The sequence below is a fragment of the Cupriavidus sp. FW305-26 genome, assembly GCF_058787975.1.
Genome location: NZ_JBYTAH010000033.1, coordinates 59123 through 74142 on the forward strand (window position 1 = coordinate 59123; position 15020 = coordinate 74142).

Here is a 15020-nt window from a genome sequence, read left to right on the forward strand (position 1 = left end):
ACGACAACAACACCAAGGAGACGAGATGAAACGTCGAACCTTCCTTTCGGCCAGCGCGGGTCTGGCCCTCGGCAGCCTGGCCCTGGGTGCCTGCACCACCACCAAGCCCGATGCCCCCACCGACAAGGCCGCGCGCCGGCGTGAGCTGGACTCCGGCGTGGACGGCACGCTGTCGCGCCTGTACAGCTCGGTCCAGGGCTCGCGCGAGCTGGGCAACCGCGCGCGCGGCATCCTGGTGTTCCCGAAGACGCTGTCGGCCGGCTTTATCGTCGGCGGCGAGTATGGCGACGGTTCCCTGCGCTCGGGCGGCGCCACGCGCGGTTATTACCGCCTGGTCTCCGGCTCGGTCGGCTGGCAGATCGGTGCGCAGTCCAAGTCCGTGATCCTGATGTTCCTGACGCAGGACGCGTATGACAAGTTCGTGCGCAGCGAAGGCTGGGTCGCGGGCGTCGATGCCACCGTGGCCGTGGCAACGGTTGGCGCCAGCGGCGTGCTGGACACCAAGACCGCCCAGCAACCCATCGTCGGCTTCGTCATGACCAATGCGGGCCTGATGGCGGGCCTGAGCCTAGAGGGCAGCAAGATCACCAAGCTCGACCTGTAAGGGCGGGCTTGCGGTGACCGCCGCGCGGCTTGCGTTCCGCGCGGCGCCCTCATTTTTCGCGACCGCGCGCCGCGAACGGATAGAATTCGTCCCTTTGGCCGAATTCCCATGTGGTTCAAGAATCTGCAGGTCCATCGTTTCTCCGCCCCGTGGTCGCTGAGCGCCGACGAGGTCGAAGCCAGCCTGGCGAAGCACGCCTTCTTCCCCGGTACCAGCCTCGAAATGCAAACCCAGGGCTGGGCCTCGCCGCGTGACAACGGCCAGCTGGTCCATACCGTCGGCGGCCAGATGCTGCTGACGCTGCGCACTGAAAAGAAGCTGCTGCCCACCACCGTGGTCAACCAGGTCACGCGCGCCCGCGCCGCGGAAATCGAAGAGCAGCAAGGCTACAAGCCGGGCCGCAAGCAAATGAAGGAACTGAAGGAGCAGGTCACCGAAGAACTGCTGCCGCGCGCCTTCAGCATCCGCCGCGACACGCGTGTGTGGATCGACCCGGACAACGGCTGGCTTGCCATCGACGCCGCCGCCACGGCCAAGGCCGATGAAGTGCGCGGCATGCTGTTCAAGGCACTGGATCCGCTGCCGCTGATCAACCTGCACGTCAACCAGTCGCCGGTGGCGGCCATGACCGAATGGCTGGCCGGCGATGCGGCACCGGGCGGCTTCACCGTCGACCAGGAAATCGAGCTGCAGTCCGGCGCCGAAAGCAAGGCCACCGTGCGTTACGTGCGCCACCCGCTGGACCCGGAAGACCTGCGCCGCCATATCGCCGCCGGCAAGCGCTGCACGCGCCTGGCGATGACGTGGAACGACCGGGTCTCGTTCGTGCTGACCGACGGGCTGGTGGTGAAGAAGGTGGCGCCGCTGGACGTGATCAAGGAACAGGCCGATGGCACGGCGCATGATGAAGACGAGCGCTTCGACGCCGATTTCACCATGATGGCCGGCGAACTCTCCGGCATGCTCGGCGACCTCACCGAGGCGCTGGGCGGCGAGCGCAAGGCGTAAGCCGAACCTCTTGCAGGAACCGTGGCGCTGTTGAAGGACAGCGCCACGCAGGCGATTACTCCATCCAGTTCACCTTCGGGAACCGCTGGGCGAATCCCTCCGGCATCGCCACCACTTTCTTCCCCACGTAGTCGAAGAAGACAAAGCCCGACTTGGCCATCGCGATCAGCGTGCCGTCGGCCGGCCGCGTGATGCGGAAGATGATGTCGCCGCCGTACTTGTTGAAGTCCATCACCCCCACCTCGAACTGCAGCTGGTCGCGCGCATGCGCCTCGTTGCGGTACATCGTGGCCAGGTCGGTCACGATGATGCCGACGCCTTCCTGCCGCACATCCTCGCTGCCGAATTCATACAGGAAGCGCGCCCGCGCCTCGGAGATCATCGAGATCATCGAATCGTTGGCCAGGTGGTTGGCCGAGTTGATGTCGGTCACGCGCACGGTCAGGTGCGTGGCGTAGCAGAACTGGTCGGCAGGCAGGTCGAGTTTGAGGCGGGCCATGATGGAAAAGCAAAAAATGGATCGGACGCCGCACGGGATCAGGCAGGCAAGCAGCAGAGACAGCGGCGGCGCCCATCATAAGGGAAACGTCGGCTCGGATTGCGGCACTGCCGCAATAACCCTCCCGCACAGGCCCCCGGGTAAGTACTCCCCACTCTTTTCGTCCATCCCGCCGATGCCCCGCCATGGCGCTGCCTCGTAGGCTGCGGGTTGCCGTGGTCACTGGCGCCCTGGCGCACCCGTACCGCGCACCGACACGATGTCAACGACTGGAGGAAACACCATGCAAGCCGACCGCCGCAAAGCCCTGCACTGGCTGGGAGCAGGTTCCCTGGCAGCCACCGCCTCGACTCTTGGAATCAGCCGGGCGTGGGCCCAGCAGGCTTACCCGTCGCGCCCGGTGCGGGTGGTAGTGCCCTACCCGCCCGGCGGTGCCACCGACGTGCTGGCGCGCGCGCTGGGCGATCCGCTCAGCAAGCTGTGGCAGCGCCCTGTGATCGTCGAGAACCGCCCCGGCGTGGGTGGCATGATCGGCGCCGACGTGGTCGCCAAGGCGCCGGCGGACGGCTACACGCTGCTGCTGGGCTTGCCCAGCCTGGTGCAGACGCCCTATATGGTGGCCAAGCCGCCGTTCGATCCGCTGCGCGACCTGACCGCCATCTGCCAGCTGTGCACCTCGAGCCTGGTGCTGACCGCCAGCAGCGCCATGCCGCGCACGCTGCCGCAGATGGTCAGCCTGGCCAAGTCCCAGCCCGACAAGTATTCCTATGGCACCTATGGCATTGGCACCGGCGCCCATCTCTATATGCAGGTCTTTCTCAAGGGAGCTGGCGCCGAACTGGTCCATGTCCCGTACAAGGGCGAAGCCCCCATCGCCACCGACCTGATCGGCGGCCAGATCTCGCTGGGAACGCTGTCGCCGATGACGGTGCGCCAGCATGCGCGCACCGGCAAGCTCCAGCCGCTGGCGGTCACCGGCAATACCCGCGCGCCGATGCTGCCGGATGTGCCGACCTTCCAGGAACTCGGCTACAAGGGCCTGGACGGCCCGGCCTGGCTGGGCCTGTTCACCACCGCCGGCACGCCGCAGGCCATCGTCGACAAGGTCTCGGCCGATGTGGAAACGGTGATGGCCGCGCCGGACATCCGCCAGCGCCTCGCCGAGCTGGGGCTGATCGTCAAGACGACGCAGCCGGCGGCGTTCGCGGCGACGGCCAGAGCGGACCAGGCGTACTGGGGCAACGTGATCAAGGAAAACAATATCCGGCTGGATTGAGGCATGGTGTTGCCGGCATCGGCTCAGATGCCGGCTTCCCCGCACCAGCGCACCAGCGCGTCGCGGAAGTCGCGGCACAGCGGCGACAGGTAGGCGCTGGATCGCCAGAACACGGCCAGCTCATACTGCCAGCACATGCCATCGCCCTCCACGGCTTCCAGGCCCTGCGCCACCGCCTGGCCCAGCAGCCGCTGCGGCATGATGCCGAGCAGGTCGGTGTTGCGCAGCAGGTCCGCGAATGACACTGACGAACTGGTGCTTTCCACGGTCACGCGCGGCGGCGGCAGGCCCCGGCTGGTGAAGCGCCCCTCGAAGCCGCTGCGCACATAGAGCGAGGTGGCGGGCGCCACCCAGTGCTCGTCCACCAGATCGGCCAGCGAGCGGAAGCGCGCGCGCCGCGGATGCCCCGCGCGCGCCACCACCTGCAGCGTCAGCGCGCCCAGCGGCAGGTACTCGACGCCATCGGTTTCGCCGTCCGGCATGGCGGCGCAGACCAGGTCCACCTCGCCGCCCTGCAGCGCGGCCATCAGCTGCGGGCTCAGGTGCGTGGTGATCGAGAACCTGGCCAGCGGCCGGCTGGCCAGGAACTGCTCAAGCAGCGGCGAGAACAGCGACGGCACCACGTGCGGCAGCGTCGCCACGCGCACCTGGCCGACGCGCGCCTGGCGCTCGTCGTTGATCTCGTTCTCCATATCGTCATTGGCCAGCACGATGCGCCGCGCGTGCGCCAGCAGCTTGTGGCCCACCGGCGTCAGCATGACGCCGCGCGGCATGCGCTCGAACAGCTGCAGTCCGGCCTCGCCCTCCAGCCGCGCCAATACCTTGGACAGCGACGACTGGGTCAGCCCCAGCGTGCCGGCAGCCTTGTGCAGGTTGCCGTGCTCGGCCACCACCAGGAACAGTCTGAGGTCTTCGGTCTTCATGCAGCGATTCCTGTGGTTGGCCGATATAGCGCGATGTTGCGACGGTGGCCGGGGCATTTTAGTCCGCGATTCCGGTTCGGAATCGGTTTGCCGGGCGCCGGCATCAATGCGCGCCGACATGCGCCATAGACTTTTCCGCATGCAGCACAGGACGGCGATCGCGCAGAGCCCGGACCACACGGGACGCTTCGAACGCATCCGGCAACCAGCCCGCCCGCGCTGCCGCAGACCAGACAAGGAGACCACATGCCCCGCCCACCCGACGCCCGCCGGCGCACACTGCTCAAGGCCATGCCGGCCGCCGCGCTCTTCCCTGCCATGCTCAGCCTGCCCGCCACCGTGCGCGCCCAGGCCTGGCCCGCGCGCCCCATCACCCTGATCGTGCCCTTCACCGCCGGCGGCGCCACCGACGTGCAGATGCGCGCGCTGTGCCTGGCGGCATCGAAGACCCTGGGCCAGCCCATCGTGATCCAGAACCAGCCCGGCGTCAGCGGCACGCTCGGGCCCGCCGCGATGGCGCGCAGCGCGGCGCGCGACGGCTACACGCTGGCGCTGATCACACCGGCGTTGTTCCGCCTGCCGCACCTGCAGCCGGTGAACTACGACGCGATCAAGGACTTCACCTACATCATCGGCCTGACCAGCTATGTGTACGGGATCTCGGTGCCAGCGGGCTCGCCTTGGAAGCGCTTTGGCGACTTCGTCGAGCACGCGCGCGCCAACCCTGGCAAGGTCAACGTGGCATCGGTCGGCACCGGCTCGCTCGGCCAGATCACCGTGCGCCGGCTGGAACAGCAGGCCGGCATCAAGCTCAATTTCATCCCCTTCAAGGGCGGCGCCGATGCGTTGTCCGCGCTGCTGGGCGGCCACGTCGACGTGATGATCGAAGCCGGCTGGGGCGCCATGGCCGAAGCCGGCAAGGTACGCCTGCTGGCCGTGGCCGAGCCGCAGCGCCTGAAGCGCTGGCAGGCCGTGCCCACGCTACGCGAGCTGGGCTACGACATCACCGTGCAGTCCGAAATCGGCATCGCCGGCCCGCGCGCGCTGGACCCCGCGGTGGTCGCCACGCTGCACGATGCCTTCCGCCAGGCCACATCGGACCCTGCCTACCTGCGCGCGCTCGAATCCGAATCGATGCCCAACCGCCATATGAATACCGCCGACTACCAGCACTACGCCGCTTCGCAATTCGCCAGCGACAAGCGGCTGGTGGCCGAGCTCGGCATCCGGCTGGACTGAGCCCTACGCACGCAAAGGAGCCATCGCATGAGCGAAACCGATCCCATCCGTCCCGCCGCCATTTCGGACGCCGAGTGGGCCACCCGCATCGAGCTGGCCGCGCTCTACCGCGCCATCCACCGGTACGGCATGACCGACCTGATCTACAACCACATCACCGCGCGCGTTCCGGGCGAGCCTGAGCACATCCTGCTCAACCCCTACGGGCTGCTGTACCAGGAAGTAAACGCGTCCAGCCTGTACAAGATCCACCTGAACGGCGACATCGTCCACCGGCCCGAGCGCGATGCCGGAGAGCTGGGCCTGAACCCCGCCGCCTACGTGATCCACACCGCCGTGCACGCCGCGCGCCATGATGCGCTGTGCGTGCTGCACACGCATACGCGCGCATCGTCGGCGGTATCGGCCATGGCCTGCGGCCTGCTGCCGGTGTCGCAGCATGCGCATATGTTCTACGGGCGCATTGCGTACCACGACTTCTCCGGCCCGGTAGTCGACCTGGCCCAGCAGGGCCAGCTGGTGCAGGACCTGGGCCAGCACAACGCGATGATCCTGCGCAACCACGGCCTGCTGGTATGCGGGCGCACCATCGCCGAAGCCTTCTTCAACATCTACTGGCTGGAATCGGCCTGCAAGATCCAGGTCGATGCCATGGCTGGCGGCGAACTGGTGATGCCGTCACCGGCATCGCTGGAAGCCAGCCGCAAGGCCTTCGGCCGCGTAGCCATCCGCGGCGACCGCGAATGGGCGGCGGTGCGGCGCGAGCTGGACCACATCGACCCGTCCTACCGGCACTGACCCCGCCTTCGACCTGAGCACAAGACTGGAGACAACATGACCCAAGCCACCGCCGCCGATGCGGCAACCTTCGCAGTAGCCGTTCCCGCCCTTGGGCCCGATGTGCGCTGCCACGTGCTGCAGCCCGGCCGCCCGCCGCTGTTCATCGAACCGGCCGGCGAACGCCTGCTGGACCGCGCGCAGTTCCGCCAGTGGTCGCGCACGGTGCGCCCGGCGCTGGACGCGCTGATCCTGGAACATGGCGGGATCGTGCTGCGCGGCTTCCCGACCGCCGGCACGGAGGACTTTGCCGACTTCATCGAGCAGTTTCCGGCCTTCGACGGTGGCTACGCCGGCGGCCGCGCCCCGCGCGAAACCATCAGCGGCCGCGTGATGGAAGCCACGCGGCTGTCGGCCAGCGTGCGCCTGGCGGTACATTCCGAAATGGCTTACCGCCGCGACTACCCGCGCCGCATCGCCTTCTTCTCGCGCAAGACCGCCGAGGTGGGCGGCGAAACCCTGATCACCGATGTGCGCCACCTGGCCGAGCGCATTGACCCAGAACTGGCCGGCAGGCTCGCCACGCTGGGCAGCCGCACCGCGATCAACTTCGGACCGCGGCGCGATGCCGACGATGCCTCTTACGCACATATGGACGAGCGCGGCTGGAACCAGTCGTTCCATACCGAGGACCCGGCCGAGGTGAACCGGCTGTGCGCCGAGCGCGGGCTGGAACCAGTCTGGCATGAAGACGGCAGCCTGACCGTGCTCAATGCGCTGGAGCCGTTCGTGGTACATCCGCAGACCGGACGCAAGCTGTACCGGTCGATCCTGCATATGCTGCCGCAGGTGGAGAACCCCGAGCAGGACCTGGAACGGCGCAAGCGCCAGAAGTACCCGACCGGCGCCACGCTGGGCAATGGCGAACGCCTGACCGATGCCGAACGCGCGCATATCGACCAACTGTGCGACCAGACCACCTATAGCTGGCCCTGGCGCGATGGCGACGTGATGGTGCTGGACAACCTGCAGGTCTGGCACGGCCGCAACCCGTACCAGGGCACGCGCGACGTGCAGGTGGCGCTGTTGGATTAAGGCGCGCGGGCCGAGCCTGTTGCAGCGGGCAGGCGTCGATATAATCAGCCGCGCAACGCCATAAATTAAGACATTAAAACAATAAGCCATCAGGCGGACGGGGTGCAGCGTCTTCCTGACTTACGCTGCGAGGGAACCATGACCAGCGCTGACCACGCCCTGTCCGGACGGCTGTCCGCGACCATCCCTGCCCGCCGTGCCGCAGGCAGTTCCGTTTCTGCGCCAGCCGCGCCGCACACCCCGCTGCTGCAAGGCGTGCATCGTCGCGCAGACCAGCTGATGACGGCCATGCTGTGGGTGCTGGGCCTGCTGTCGCTGATCGTCGGCATCACTATGGGTCGACCGGGCTGACGCTGACACTGGGCTTGCCGATGGCGCTGCTCGGCACGCTGATGGCGGTCACCCTGCCCGCCCGCCTGGCGACGCGGCTGGCGATGGCCGTGCTGCTGATCGCTGGCCGGCACCTGTACGCGAAAGCGCATGATGGCCAGATCACCGGTGTACTCAAGCTTGACGTCCGACAGCACCGGCGCATTGGCCTTGTCTGCAAAGAAGCGCTGCTTCAGGTAGTCCGTGGCGGCAGCCTTGCCGCGCACAACCAGGCCATGCGGGTCGGATTCGCCGGTGGGCAGGGTCCAGACGAACTCATCGTCCAGGCACGCGGCGATGCGCTCCATGTCTGCGCGGGCAAAGGCGGCGAAGAACTCGCCCATCACGGCTTTCACGTCTGATTCGGCCATCTTGTCTCCACTTCTGGTTGTGGTGCCCGGCTAGGGCGGTTGTCCGGGCATCTTGGCCAGAGGCCGGGATTCGTACCACCACCCGAAAAGGATGGGCCGGGAAGCGGAGTCGACGGCCGACCGCTAAGCCACCAGCGACCGGAACTCCCGCGCCATCGCCGGTGCCACCTGGCTGGCGCACCTGGCCAGGTTCACCTGCATCGCCGTGGCCGCGATTTCAAGGAGCTCCGGCTTAATGTCGTAGCCACGCTGCCCCAGCCACACGATCACGTCCAGCAAGTGCCACAGCGAACTGCTGCCTTCATGCACCGGCACCGGGAAGGAATCCGGGTAGCCAAGCATCAGCTTGCGCATGTTCTGGCGAGACACGCCAACCATCTCGGCAATATCCGTCAGCCCGACCAGGTCAGGCGCCGCCTCGATCAGCGTGGACGACGGCATGGCGCGGCGGGCATCGGCCAGGGCACTCACCATGGCCACCCGCGCCGACTCTGCCTCACGGACAAATGCCAGCGCCACGCGGCCCGGCAGGCCGGTGCCCACCAGCGCGTCATCACACCCCGCCTCGGCCAGGCGTTCGACCAGCGCATCGGTATCGCTGTCCGCCTGCGACAGGTGAAATTTGAGGGTGAAGGCATATTCCATGGTCATGTCCTGAATTGCAGTACGCGCAGCGTTGTCACTTCCCGCTGATGCGAGCAGTTGTCCACGATCCGCCGGATGGCATTGGCGTGGTTGCCCGGATTCTTCGGCGTGCTCCAGACGCTGGATACACAGAACTCGCCGCAGCGGCATTCCTTGTCGTTGTCGGGGCAGTAGATGCGGCCCCACGCATGACCGTTGCCCTTGGCCTGCTCGACACGCCAGCCATGCAGCGCTGCATGCCTGAGTGCGGCCTCAATCTCCTTCTTTGGGTGCCTGGCGCGGGTCATTCGTGTCTCCGAGACTAGATGCGCAATGACTGGTTGTCAAGTGACAACCAGAAAATAAGCACAATCCGAGTGGATCGGAGCATTGTCTTTGGACTTGCCCGAGCGGGCATTGAGAGGACTCTGGAATCGGCGGAAACGAAGTCGTAGCCGGGTGATGCAGGTGTTAGCGCATACTATTCACGCGGAGTGGCAACGACTCCGCGCAATGCGGCGCGTTCGATCGCCGCCTCAACCAGGCCTTCGGATTTCGCGCTCTCGACAAACTTGCGCGCGTAGGCAGCACTGTAATCCCGTCCTTTCGGCGTTGCCATCCCGGCCTTCTCCCCGCCGGACCGGCCCTCTAGCACGCGCGAACCCGCGAGTTTCTCGGCCTGGCTGTACATGCCTGCCTTGGTTCCGAAAATGACATCTGCCCTTCCGGCCCGCAGCGATTCAACCATGTCTGCAATAGTTGAAGACCGAACCAGCGTGGCACTCCGTATGGTGCTGGCAAGATAGGCATCCGGCGAGCTCTTTTCCACCACGCCAATCCGGACACCGGGCCTGTCGACGTCCGCCAGCGTGGTGATGCGCGAACCCGGCGGAACGAGGTAGCTGAACTCGACCTCCATGTATGGCGCGGTAAAGTCCACGACCGACGCGCGCTCGGTACTGATTCCCATCGTGGCGACATCCCACTCCCCGGTTTTTGCGCCGGCGATCAACGCCGGGACCGAAGTGTAGGCAACGGGCTCGAACGAAACGCCGAGACGCCGCGCCATTTCCTTGCCGAGGTCAACGGCAACGCCTCTGAACTCCCCTGACGCAGCATCCTTCGTCGCATGGATCGGGGAGCCCGATATGAATCCGACGCGGAGTTTCCCCGTCGGCGCCAATGCGCTCCGCGCATCAGGCGTGGGTGCCGTCCGGGGCCCCGCACAGCCAGCGAGTACCAGTGCAAGGATTACCGCCAGCCGTCGAATCGCACGCATGTCATGGCAATTGCCGCAAGCCACCGCCCTCTCCATCAGGTATTTGCCACGTCCGATGCCTGCTATGGTCCTGCCCGCGGCTTGCGCCGCTTTGAGACATCCATAGCCCCGCACCAGGCATTACTTCTTCTTCCTGGGATCATCAGCCGGGTTGACGAAGTTGAAAGCCCAGGGCCCCGACGCATTGATCTGGATAACGGTTTCCTCCTTGGTCCAGCCAAAGTGGCGCATCTTGGGTGGCATGACAATCAGGCTGCCGGCGCCGAGCGGCGAGGTCTTTTCCGGGTCGAGCTTGTCGCCCATGCCATAGTTGAACGTCCCGGAAAGCACGGTCACCCGCTCCACGCCCGGGTGCCAGTGCGCCGGCACCTTGGCATCCGCGGGCAGCTTGATCCGGGCCGTGAACGGCGCTTTCTTGTCCATCTTCCCCTCGAGGACGGCAAGTTTGGCGCCCGGTATCAGTGGAAGGTCCGCCCATTTGACCTCGTCGGCAGTGACCATGACCATGTCGCCCGGCGGGGCAGCCAATGCCGCAGACATCGTCAGGCAGACGCCGAAGGCCAGTGTGGCAATCGGGGGAAGCTTGTTCTTCATGGCGCGCTCCTTCCTGAGACGGCAACCAGACGGTAGAAGCGGCGCGGCGATGGCACAGACCTTACAAATGCCATCTGGCACCGATTCCACCGCCAGCCGCGCTGGTGACACCCACTGCATGGCACAGGTTCAGGCATGCAGGCTCGAGCGTCTTTATCGCCCGTAGCATTAATGTGATGCATATCGCGGGCCACCCGTGGCGGGAGGCTGACGAGCGGGCGCGTGACGCTCGCGCGATGTGTCGGTTGCACGGTAAATCAGCCAGATGGTTTCAATTTTGAAACACCGGCGGCTGGCGTACGAGGCCCAGACGTTCAACTCCCTTTCCATACCGGCGGGCGCCGGTTCACGAACGCATCCACCCCTTCCCGGAAGTCACCGCTGCCGTAGCACAAGCGCACCAGGTCATCCGTGTCGGCCACCGACTGCACGGTCTGGCGCCGCAACGCCTCCTTGACCACCGTCTGCGTGACAGGCGCCAGCGCGCCAAGCCGGTCGCATAGCGAGACGACCTCGGCCTCCAGCGCATCGGCAGCGTACACACCCTCAAGAAACCCGCACGCGAGCGCAGCCTCGGCGTCGAGGATCTGCGCCAGCAGCAGCATGCGGCGCACCGGCTGCAGCCCCCAGGCCGCACGCAGCTTGGCAAGGTTCAGTGCCGACAGCGTGTTGCCCAGCGTGCGCGCAATCGGCACGCCAAAGCGGGCCTTGGGCGTCGCGACACGGAAGTCGCACGCAGTGGCGATGGCCAGGCCGCCGCCCACCGCCCAGCCTTCGATAACCGCCACAGTTGGCATCGGCAGTTGCTCGACAAGGCGGACGCCTTCGTCGATACGCGCTTCGTAGGCAACCCCGTCCTCGCCGCTGGAGAACTGCTGGAACTGCGCAATGTCAGTACCTGCGACAAAGGCCTCTCCGCCCGCGCCGCGCAGCACCACCACGCGCGCACCCGCATTGCCTTGCGCCGCAAGCGCGCGGCAATGCGTGGCAAGTTGCTCGTACATGGCCCACGTCATCGCATTGCGCGCGGCTGGTCGGTCAAACGTCAGCGTTGCGACCTGCCCCTGCATCGTTAGCGTGACTTGTCCGTCGTTGCCGGGACCGCCTTCCGGCGGCAGCGCGGCCTTCATGATCCGAAGGCGCCGGCTACAGCCAGCGACTGTTGTTCGTCCTTCGGGATACCCAGCTCGGCCAGGACTTCTTCCGTATGCTGGCCGAGCAGCGGCGGCGCGCGCCGTACCTGCTGGGGCGTGCCGCCCATCTTCACCGCGAAGCCGATATTGGGCACCTTGCCCTCGATCGGATGATCGATTTCGATGCGCATCTGGCGGTGGCGGCCGTGCTCGCTGTCGAAGGCCTGCGGGTAGGTCAGGATCGGCCCGGCCGGAATGCCGACGCCGAGCAGGCGCTCGATCCAGTAGTCGCTGCTCTCCTTGACGAAGCTCTCCTCCAGCATCGCGATCAGTGCCTGCCGGTTGGCCAGGCGCAGCGCCACGGTGGCAAAGCGCTCGTCCGCGAGCAGGTCGGGCCGGTCGAGCGTGTTGCACAGCAGTTGCCACAGCTTCTGGTTGGTGGCCCCCATGACGAAGTAGCCATCGGCGGACTTCATCGCCTGGTAAGGCGCGCTCATGCGGTTGGCCGTGCCCAGCGGCTCGGGCTCGCGGCCCGTGCCCCAGTATTCGCAGGTGTCCCACACCGAGAACGCCAGCGCGGAATCGAACAGCGACGCATCGACATACTGCCCCTTGCCCGTCTCCCTGGCGCCGATGTAGGCAGACAGCATGCCGTAGGTGGCGAACAGCGCGCAGCCGATATCGGCCACCGGTACGCCGGCCTTCACCGGCGCGCCGCCCGGGTAGCCGGTGACGCTCATCACGCCCGACATCGCCTGCGCCATCAGGTCAAAGCCCGGCCTCCCGGCCCACGGCCCGCTCTGGCCAAAGCCCGAGATGCTGCAGTAGACCAGCTTGGGATTGATCCTGGCGAGGGTCTCGTAGTCGATCCCCAGGCGCTTCATCACGCCGGGGCGGTAGTTCTCCACCAGGATGTCGGCCGTTTCCGCCAGGCGATAAAGCACCTGCCGGCCGGATTCGGTCTTCAGATCCAGGGTGACGCTGCGCTTGTTGCGGTTCATGTTGAGGAAGCCCATGCTGTCCGAGCCCTTCATCTTGAAGCCCATCGCGCCGCGCGTCTGGTCGCCGCCGTCGGGCGGTTCGATCTTGATCACGTCGGCGCCCAGATCAGCCAGCAGCATGCAGGCGTAGGGCCCGGCCATGACCTGGCTGACGTCGAGCACGCGCACGCCGGCCAGCGGCAAGGTGGAGGCAGGCGCCTGTGCGCCCGAGTCGCGGAAATCTGTCATGGGATGCTTCTTCCTGGATAGATGGATGGGCAGCGTGCGCGCGTGCGTCGGTTCTCGGCCATTGCCTTGCGGCGCTCAGGTCTCGGCCTTTACGCCGGCGTCCTTCACGACCTTGGCCCACTTGGTGGACTCAGAGGCGATGAAGGCGGCGAACTGCTGGTTCGATCCGCCTGAGTCCTCGGCGCCAAAACTCTTGAGCCGCTCGGCAACATCGGGCATGGCCAGCACGCGGTTGACGTCGGCGTTCATGCGCTGCACCAGCGCCGGCGGCATGCTCTTCGGGCCCACCAGGCCGTACCACGACGCCGCGTCCAGCCCGGGGAAGCCGGACTCCGCCAGCGTCGGCACATTGGGATGGCTGGCCGCGCGCTTCAGGCGGGTCTGCGCGATCGCGATCACCTTGCCCTGCTGGATAAACGGCGTGGCGGCGGTCATGGTGTCGAACGCATAGTCGATCTGGCCGCCGATCAGGTCCGCGACCAGCGGGCCCGAGCCCTTGTAAGGCACGTGCACCACATCGAGCCTGGCCTGCAACCGGAACATCTCCAGCGCCAGGTGCTGCGCCGAACCGATGCCGGACGAGCCAAAGGAAATCTTCCCCGGCTTCTGCCGGCACAGCGCCACGATGTCCGAAACGCTGCGCACCTTCTGCTCCGGACGGCAGGTCAGCATATTGGGCGTGACGCCCACCAGCGAAATCGGCGTGAAGTCGGCGCGCGGGTCGTACTTGACGTCCAGCAGCGCCGGGGCGATCGCGTGGCTGTTCACATGCGCCATCAGCAAGGTAGTGCCGTCAGGCGGCTGCTTGGCCACATAGGCGGCGGCGATGGCGCCGGTAGCGCCGGGCTTGTTCTCCACCAGCACGCTGGTGTTCCACATGACCCCGAGCTTCTGCCCGATCACGCGTGCCAGCACATCGGTGCCGCCGCCGGGGGCGAAGCCCACCACAATGCGCACCGGGCCGGCGATGTCGGCGGCGCGCACCAGGCTGGGTATCGCCAGCCCGGCCGCTGCCGCCACAATGAATTGTCTGCGCTGCATTGCGTGTCTCCGTCCTGTAGTTATGGAGCCATCATCCGCAATACATCCGCCGCGGGCTATCGCTAATTGGGGGATTCTGGTTTCGCGTTTTGCGCAAGCACCGCCAGCACGCTGAGCGCCGCCGAGGAAAGTGCCCCATGGGGCCGATGGCACAGCACAAACTGCCGCTGCGCCCAGGGCGCCGCAATGGGCAGCCGCACAAAGCGGCTGCCGGCCGCCACCTCGCGCGCGATCGCCTCCGGCATCACCCCGCCGCCCAGGTTCTGCGCCACCAGCGCAGCCATGCTGTCGAAACCGCCCACGCGCATGCGCATGCGCAGCACGCGGCCGGCCTCCTCCGCCAGCCGCTCCAGCACGATCGAGATCGCCGAACTCTCGCTGAGCACGATCAGGTCGCAGTCCAGCACGTCGTCCGGCGTGACCTTGCGGCGCCGCGCCAGCGCATGGCCGCGCGCCACCACCAGCACCAGTTCATCATTCCGATAGGGCGCGGTCGGCAGGTCGATCACGCCCAGGCTGCCGTCGTAAATGCCGATGTCCACGGTGCCGCGGCGCAGCGACTGCTGGACTTCCGCGCTGTTCATTTCCTGCAGGTCGATGCGCACGCCGGGGCAGGCCGTGGCGCAGCGTTGGATGTCGAAGGGAAGGAACTGGATGACGGCGGATTTGGGCGCGGCTACCCGGACCACGCCCAGGTCGCCGCCGACAAAGGAGGCAGCGTCGTCCTGCATGCGCTGGACGGTGTGGGTGATGCCGCGGGCGTGGGCCAGTAGTGCGCGGCCGGCTTCGGTCAGGGCCATGCCGTGGGGCAGGCGTTCGAAGAGGGAGACGCCTAGTTGGGCTTCCAGTTCGAGGATGCGGCGGGAGGCGGCTGCGGGGGCCAGGTGGAGGCGCTCGGCGCCGCGGGTGATGCTGCCGAAGTCGGATACGGCGATGAAGAGCTGGACGGTGATGAGGTC

At 66.7% G+C, this 15020-nt stretch carries 17 protein-coding genes and 1 pseudogene; 7 read left to right on the top strand and 11 right to left on the bottom strand.

Annotated elements, in window-relative coordinates:
- Positions 1 to 25 precede the first annotated feature (25 nt).
- Positions 26 to 604, top strand: a complete 579-nt coding sequence (locus AC3WQZ_RS18715; RefSeq protein WP_010813168.1) for a BPSL1445 family SYLF domain-containing lipoprotein — start codon at positions 26 to 28, stop codon at positions 602 to 604.
- A 108-nt stretch (positions 605 to 712) separates the two neighbouring features.
- On the top strand, positions 713 to 1612 hold the full coding sequence (locus tag AC3WQZ_RS18720) for a recombination-associated protein RdgC (RefSeq protein ID WP_010813167.1): 900 nt from the start codon (positions 713 to 715) through the stop codon (positions 1610 to 1612).
- A gap of 55 nt (positions 1613 to 1667) precedes the next feature.
- On the opposite strand, the gene AC3WQZ_RS18725 is transcribed toward AC3WQZ_RS18720, so the two are convergent.
- Positions 1668 to 2111, bottom strand: a complete 444-nt coding sequence (locus AC3WQZ_RS18725; protein WP_454750388.1) for a thioesterase family protein — start codon at positions 2109 to 2111, stop codon at positions 1668 to 1670.
- Between the two features lie 283 nt (positions 2112 to 2394).
- Between AC3WQZ_RS18725 and AC3WQZ_RS18730 the strand changes: the two genes are divergently transcribed.
- Positions 2395 to 3387, top strand: coding sequence for a Bug family tripartite tricarboxylate transporter substrate binding protein (locus AC3WQZ_RS18730; RefSeq protein WP_010813165.1), 993 nt, complete (start codon positions 2395 to 2397; stop codon positions 3385 to 3387).
- Between the two features lie 23 nt (positions 3388 to 3410).
- On the opposite strand, the gene AC3WQZ_RS18735 is transcribed toward AC3WQZ_RS18730, so the two are convergent.
- A complete protein-coding gene (locus tag AC3WQZ_RS18735; protein WP_010813164.1) occupies positions 3411 to 4310 on the bottom strand; it encodes a LysR family transcriptional regulator in 900 nt (299 codons plus the stop codon).
- A gap of 246 nt (positions 4311 to 4556) precedes the next feature.
- Here AC3WQZ_RS18735 and AC3WQZ_RS18740 point away from each other — a divergent pair, with 246 nt between their 5' ends.
- The 4 genes from AC3WQZ_RS18740 (at position 4557) to AC3WQZ_RS18755 (ending at position 7772) form a co-directional block, all read left to right on the top strand.
- The gene (locus AC3WQZ_RS18740) at positions 4557 to 5549 is read left to right on the top strand and encodes a tripartite tricarboxylate transporter substrate binding protein (RefSeq protein ID WP_011616034.1); all 993 of its coding nucleotides are present in this window, start codon (positions 4557 to 4559) and stop codon (positions 5547 to 5549) included.
- A gap of 27 nt (positions 5550 to 5576) precedes the next feature.
- Positions 5577 to 6347: a class II aldolase/adducin family protein gene (locus tag AC3WQZ_RS18745; protein ID WP_010813162.1), complete on the top strand. Its 771-nt coding sequence runs from the start codon at positions 5577 to 5579 to the stop codon at positions 6345 to 6347.
- A gap of 36 nt (positions 6348 to 6383) precedes the next feature.
- Positions 6384 to 7421 (top strand): TauD/TfdA family dioxygenase, encoded by a 1038-nt coding sequence (locus tag AC3WQZ_RS18750; RefSeq protein WP_058698438.1) that lies wholly within the window; start codon positions 6384 to 6386, stop codon positions 7419 to 7421.
- 138 nt (positions 7422 to 7559) lie between these two features.
- Positions 7560 to 7772 (top strand): hypothetical protein, encoded by a 213-nt coding sequence (locus AC3WQZ_RS18755; RefSeq protein WP_041687519.1) that lies wholly within the window; start codon positions 7560 to 7562, stop codon positions 7770 to 7772.
- A gap of 158 nt (positions 7773 to 7930) precedes the next feature.
- Here AC3WQZ_RS18755 and AC3WQZ_RS18760 read toward each other — a convergent pair.
- The 9 genes and pseudogenes from AC3WQZ_RS18760 to AC3WQZ_RS18800 form a co-directional block, all read right to left on the bottom strand.
- Positions 7931 to 8161: pseudogene (locus tag AC3WQZ_RS18760) on the bottom strand (nuclear transport factor 2 family protein); the annotation flags it as partial.
- 123 nt (positions 8162 to 8284) lie between these two features.
- A complete protein-coding gene (locus AC3WQZ_RS18765) occupies positions 8285 to 8806 on the bottom strand; it encodes a helix-turn-helix transcriptional regulator (RefSeq protein ID WP_492301020.1) in 522 nt (173 codons plus the stop codon).
- 2 nt (positions 8807 to 8808) lie between these two features.
- Complete coding sequence (locus AC3WQZ_RS18770; RefSeq protein ID WP_492301021.1) at positions 8809 to 9093, bottom strand: hypothetical protein; 285 nt, start codon at positions 9091 to 9093, stop codon at positions 8809 to 8811.
- Between the two features lie 173 nt (positions 9094 to 9266).
- Positions 9267 to 10100: a transporter substrate-binding domain-containing protein gene (locus AC3WQZ_RS18775; RefSeq protein WP_492301023.1), complete on the bottom strand. Its 834-nt coding sequence runs from the start codon at positions 10098 to 10100 to the stop codon at positions 9267 to 9269.
- An 84-nt stretch (positions 10101 to 10184) separates the two neighbouring features.
- Positions 10185 to 10658, bottom strand: coding sequence for a cupin domain-containing protein (locus AC3WQZ_RS18780; protein ID WP_010813156.1), 474 nt, complete (start codon positions 10656 to 10658; stop codon positions 10185 to 10187).
- A gap of 314 nt (positions 10659 to 10972) precedes the next feature.
- Positions 10973 to 11788 carry an enoyl-CoA hydratase/isomerase family protein gene (locus tag AC3WQZ_RS18785; protein ID WP_010813155.1) on the bottom strand — a complete coding sequence of 272 codons (816 nt, stop codon included), beginning with the start codon at positions 11786 to 11788 and terminating at the stop codon, positions 10973 to 10975.
- Entirely contained in the window at positions 11785 to 13020 is a 1236-nt protein-coding gene (locus AC3WQZ_RS18790; protein WP_492299542.1) for a CaiB/BaiF CoA transferase family protein, read from the bottom strand. The genes AC3WQZ_RS18785 and AC3WQZ_RS18790 overlap by 4 nt, the downstream gene beginning before the upstream one ends.
- A 75-nt stretch (positions 13021 to 13095) precedes the next feature.
- Positions 13096 to 14061, bottom strand: a complete 966-nt coding sequence (locus AC3WQZ_RS18795; protein ID WP_454750384.1) for a Bug family tripartite tricarboxylate transporter substrate binding protein — start codon at positions 14059 to 14061, stop codon at positions 13096 to 13098.
- A gap of 62 nt (positions 14062 to 14123) precedes the next feature.
- A partial coding sequence (locus tag AC3WQZ_RS18800) for a LysR family transcriptional regulator (protein ID WP_492301025.1) occupies positions 14124 to 15020 on the bottom strand: 897 nt, incomplete at its 5' end.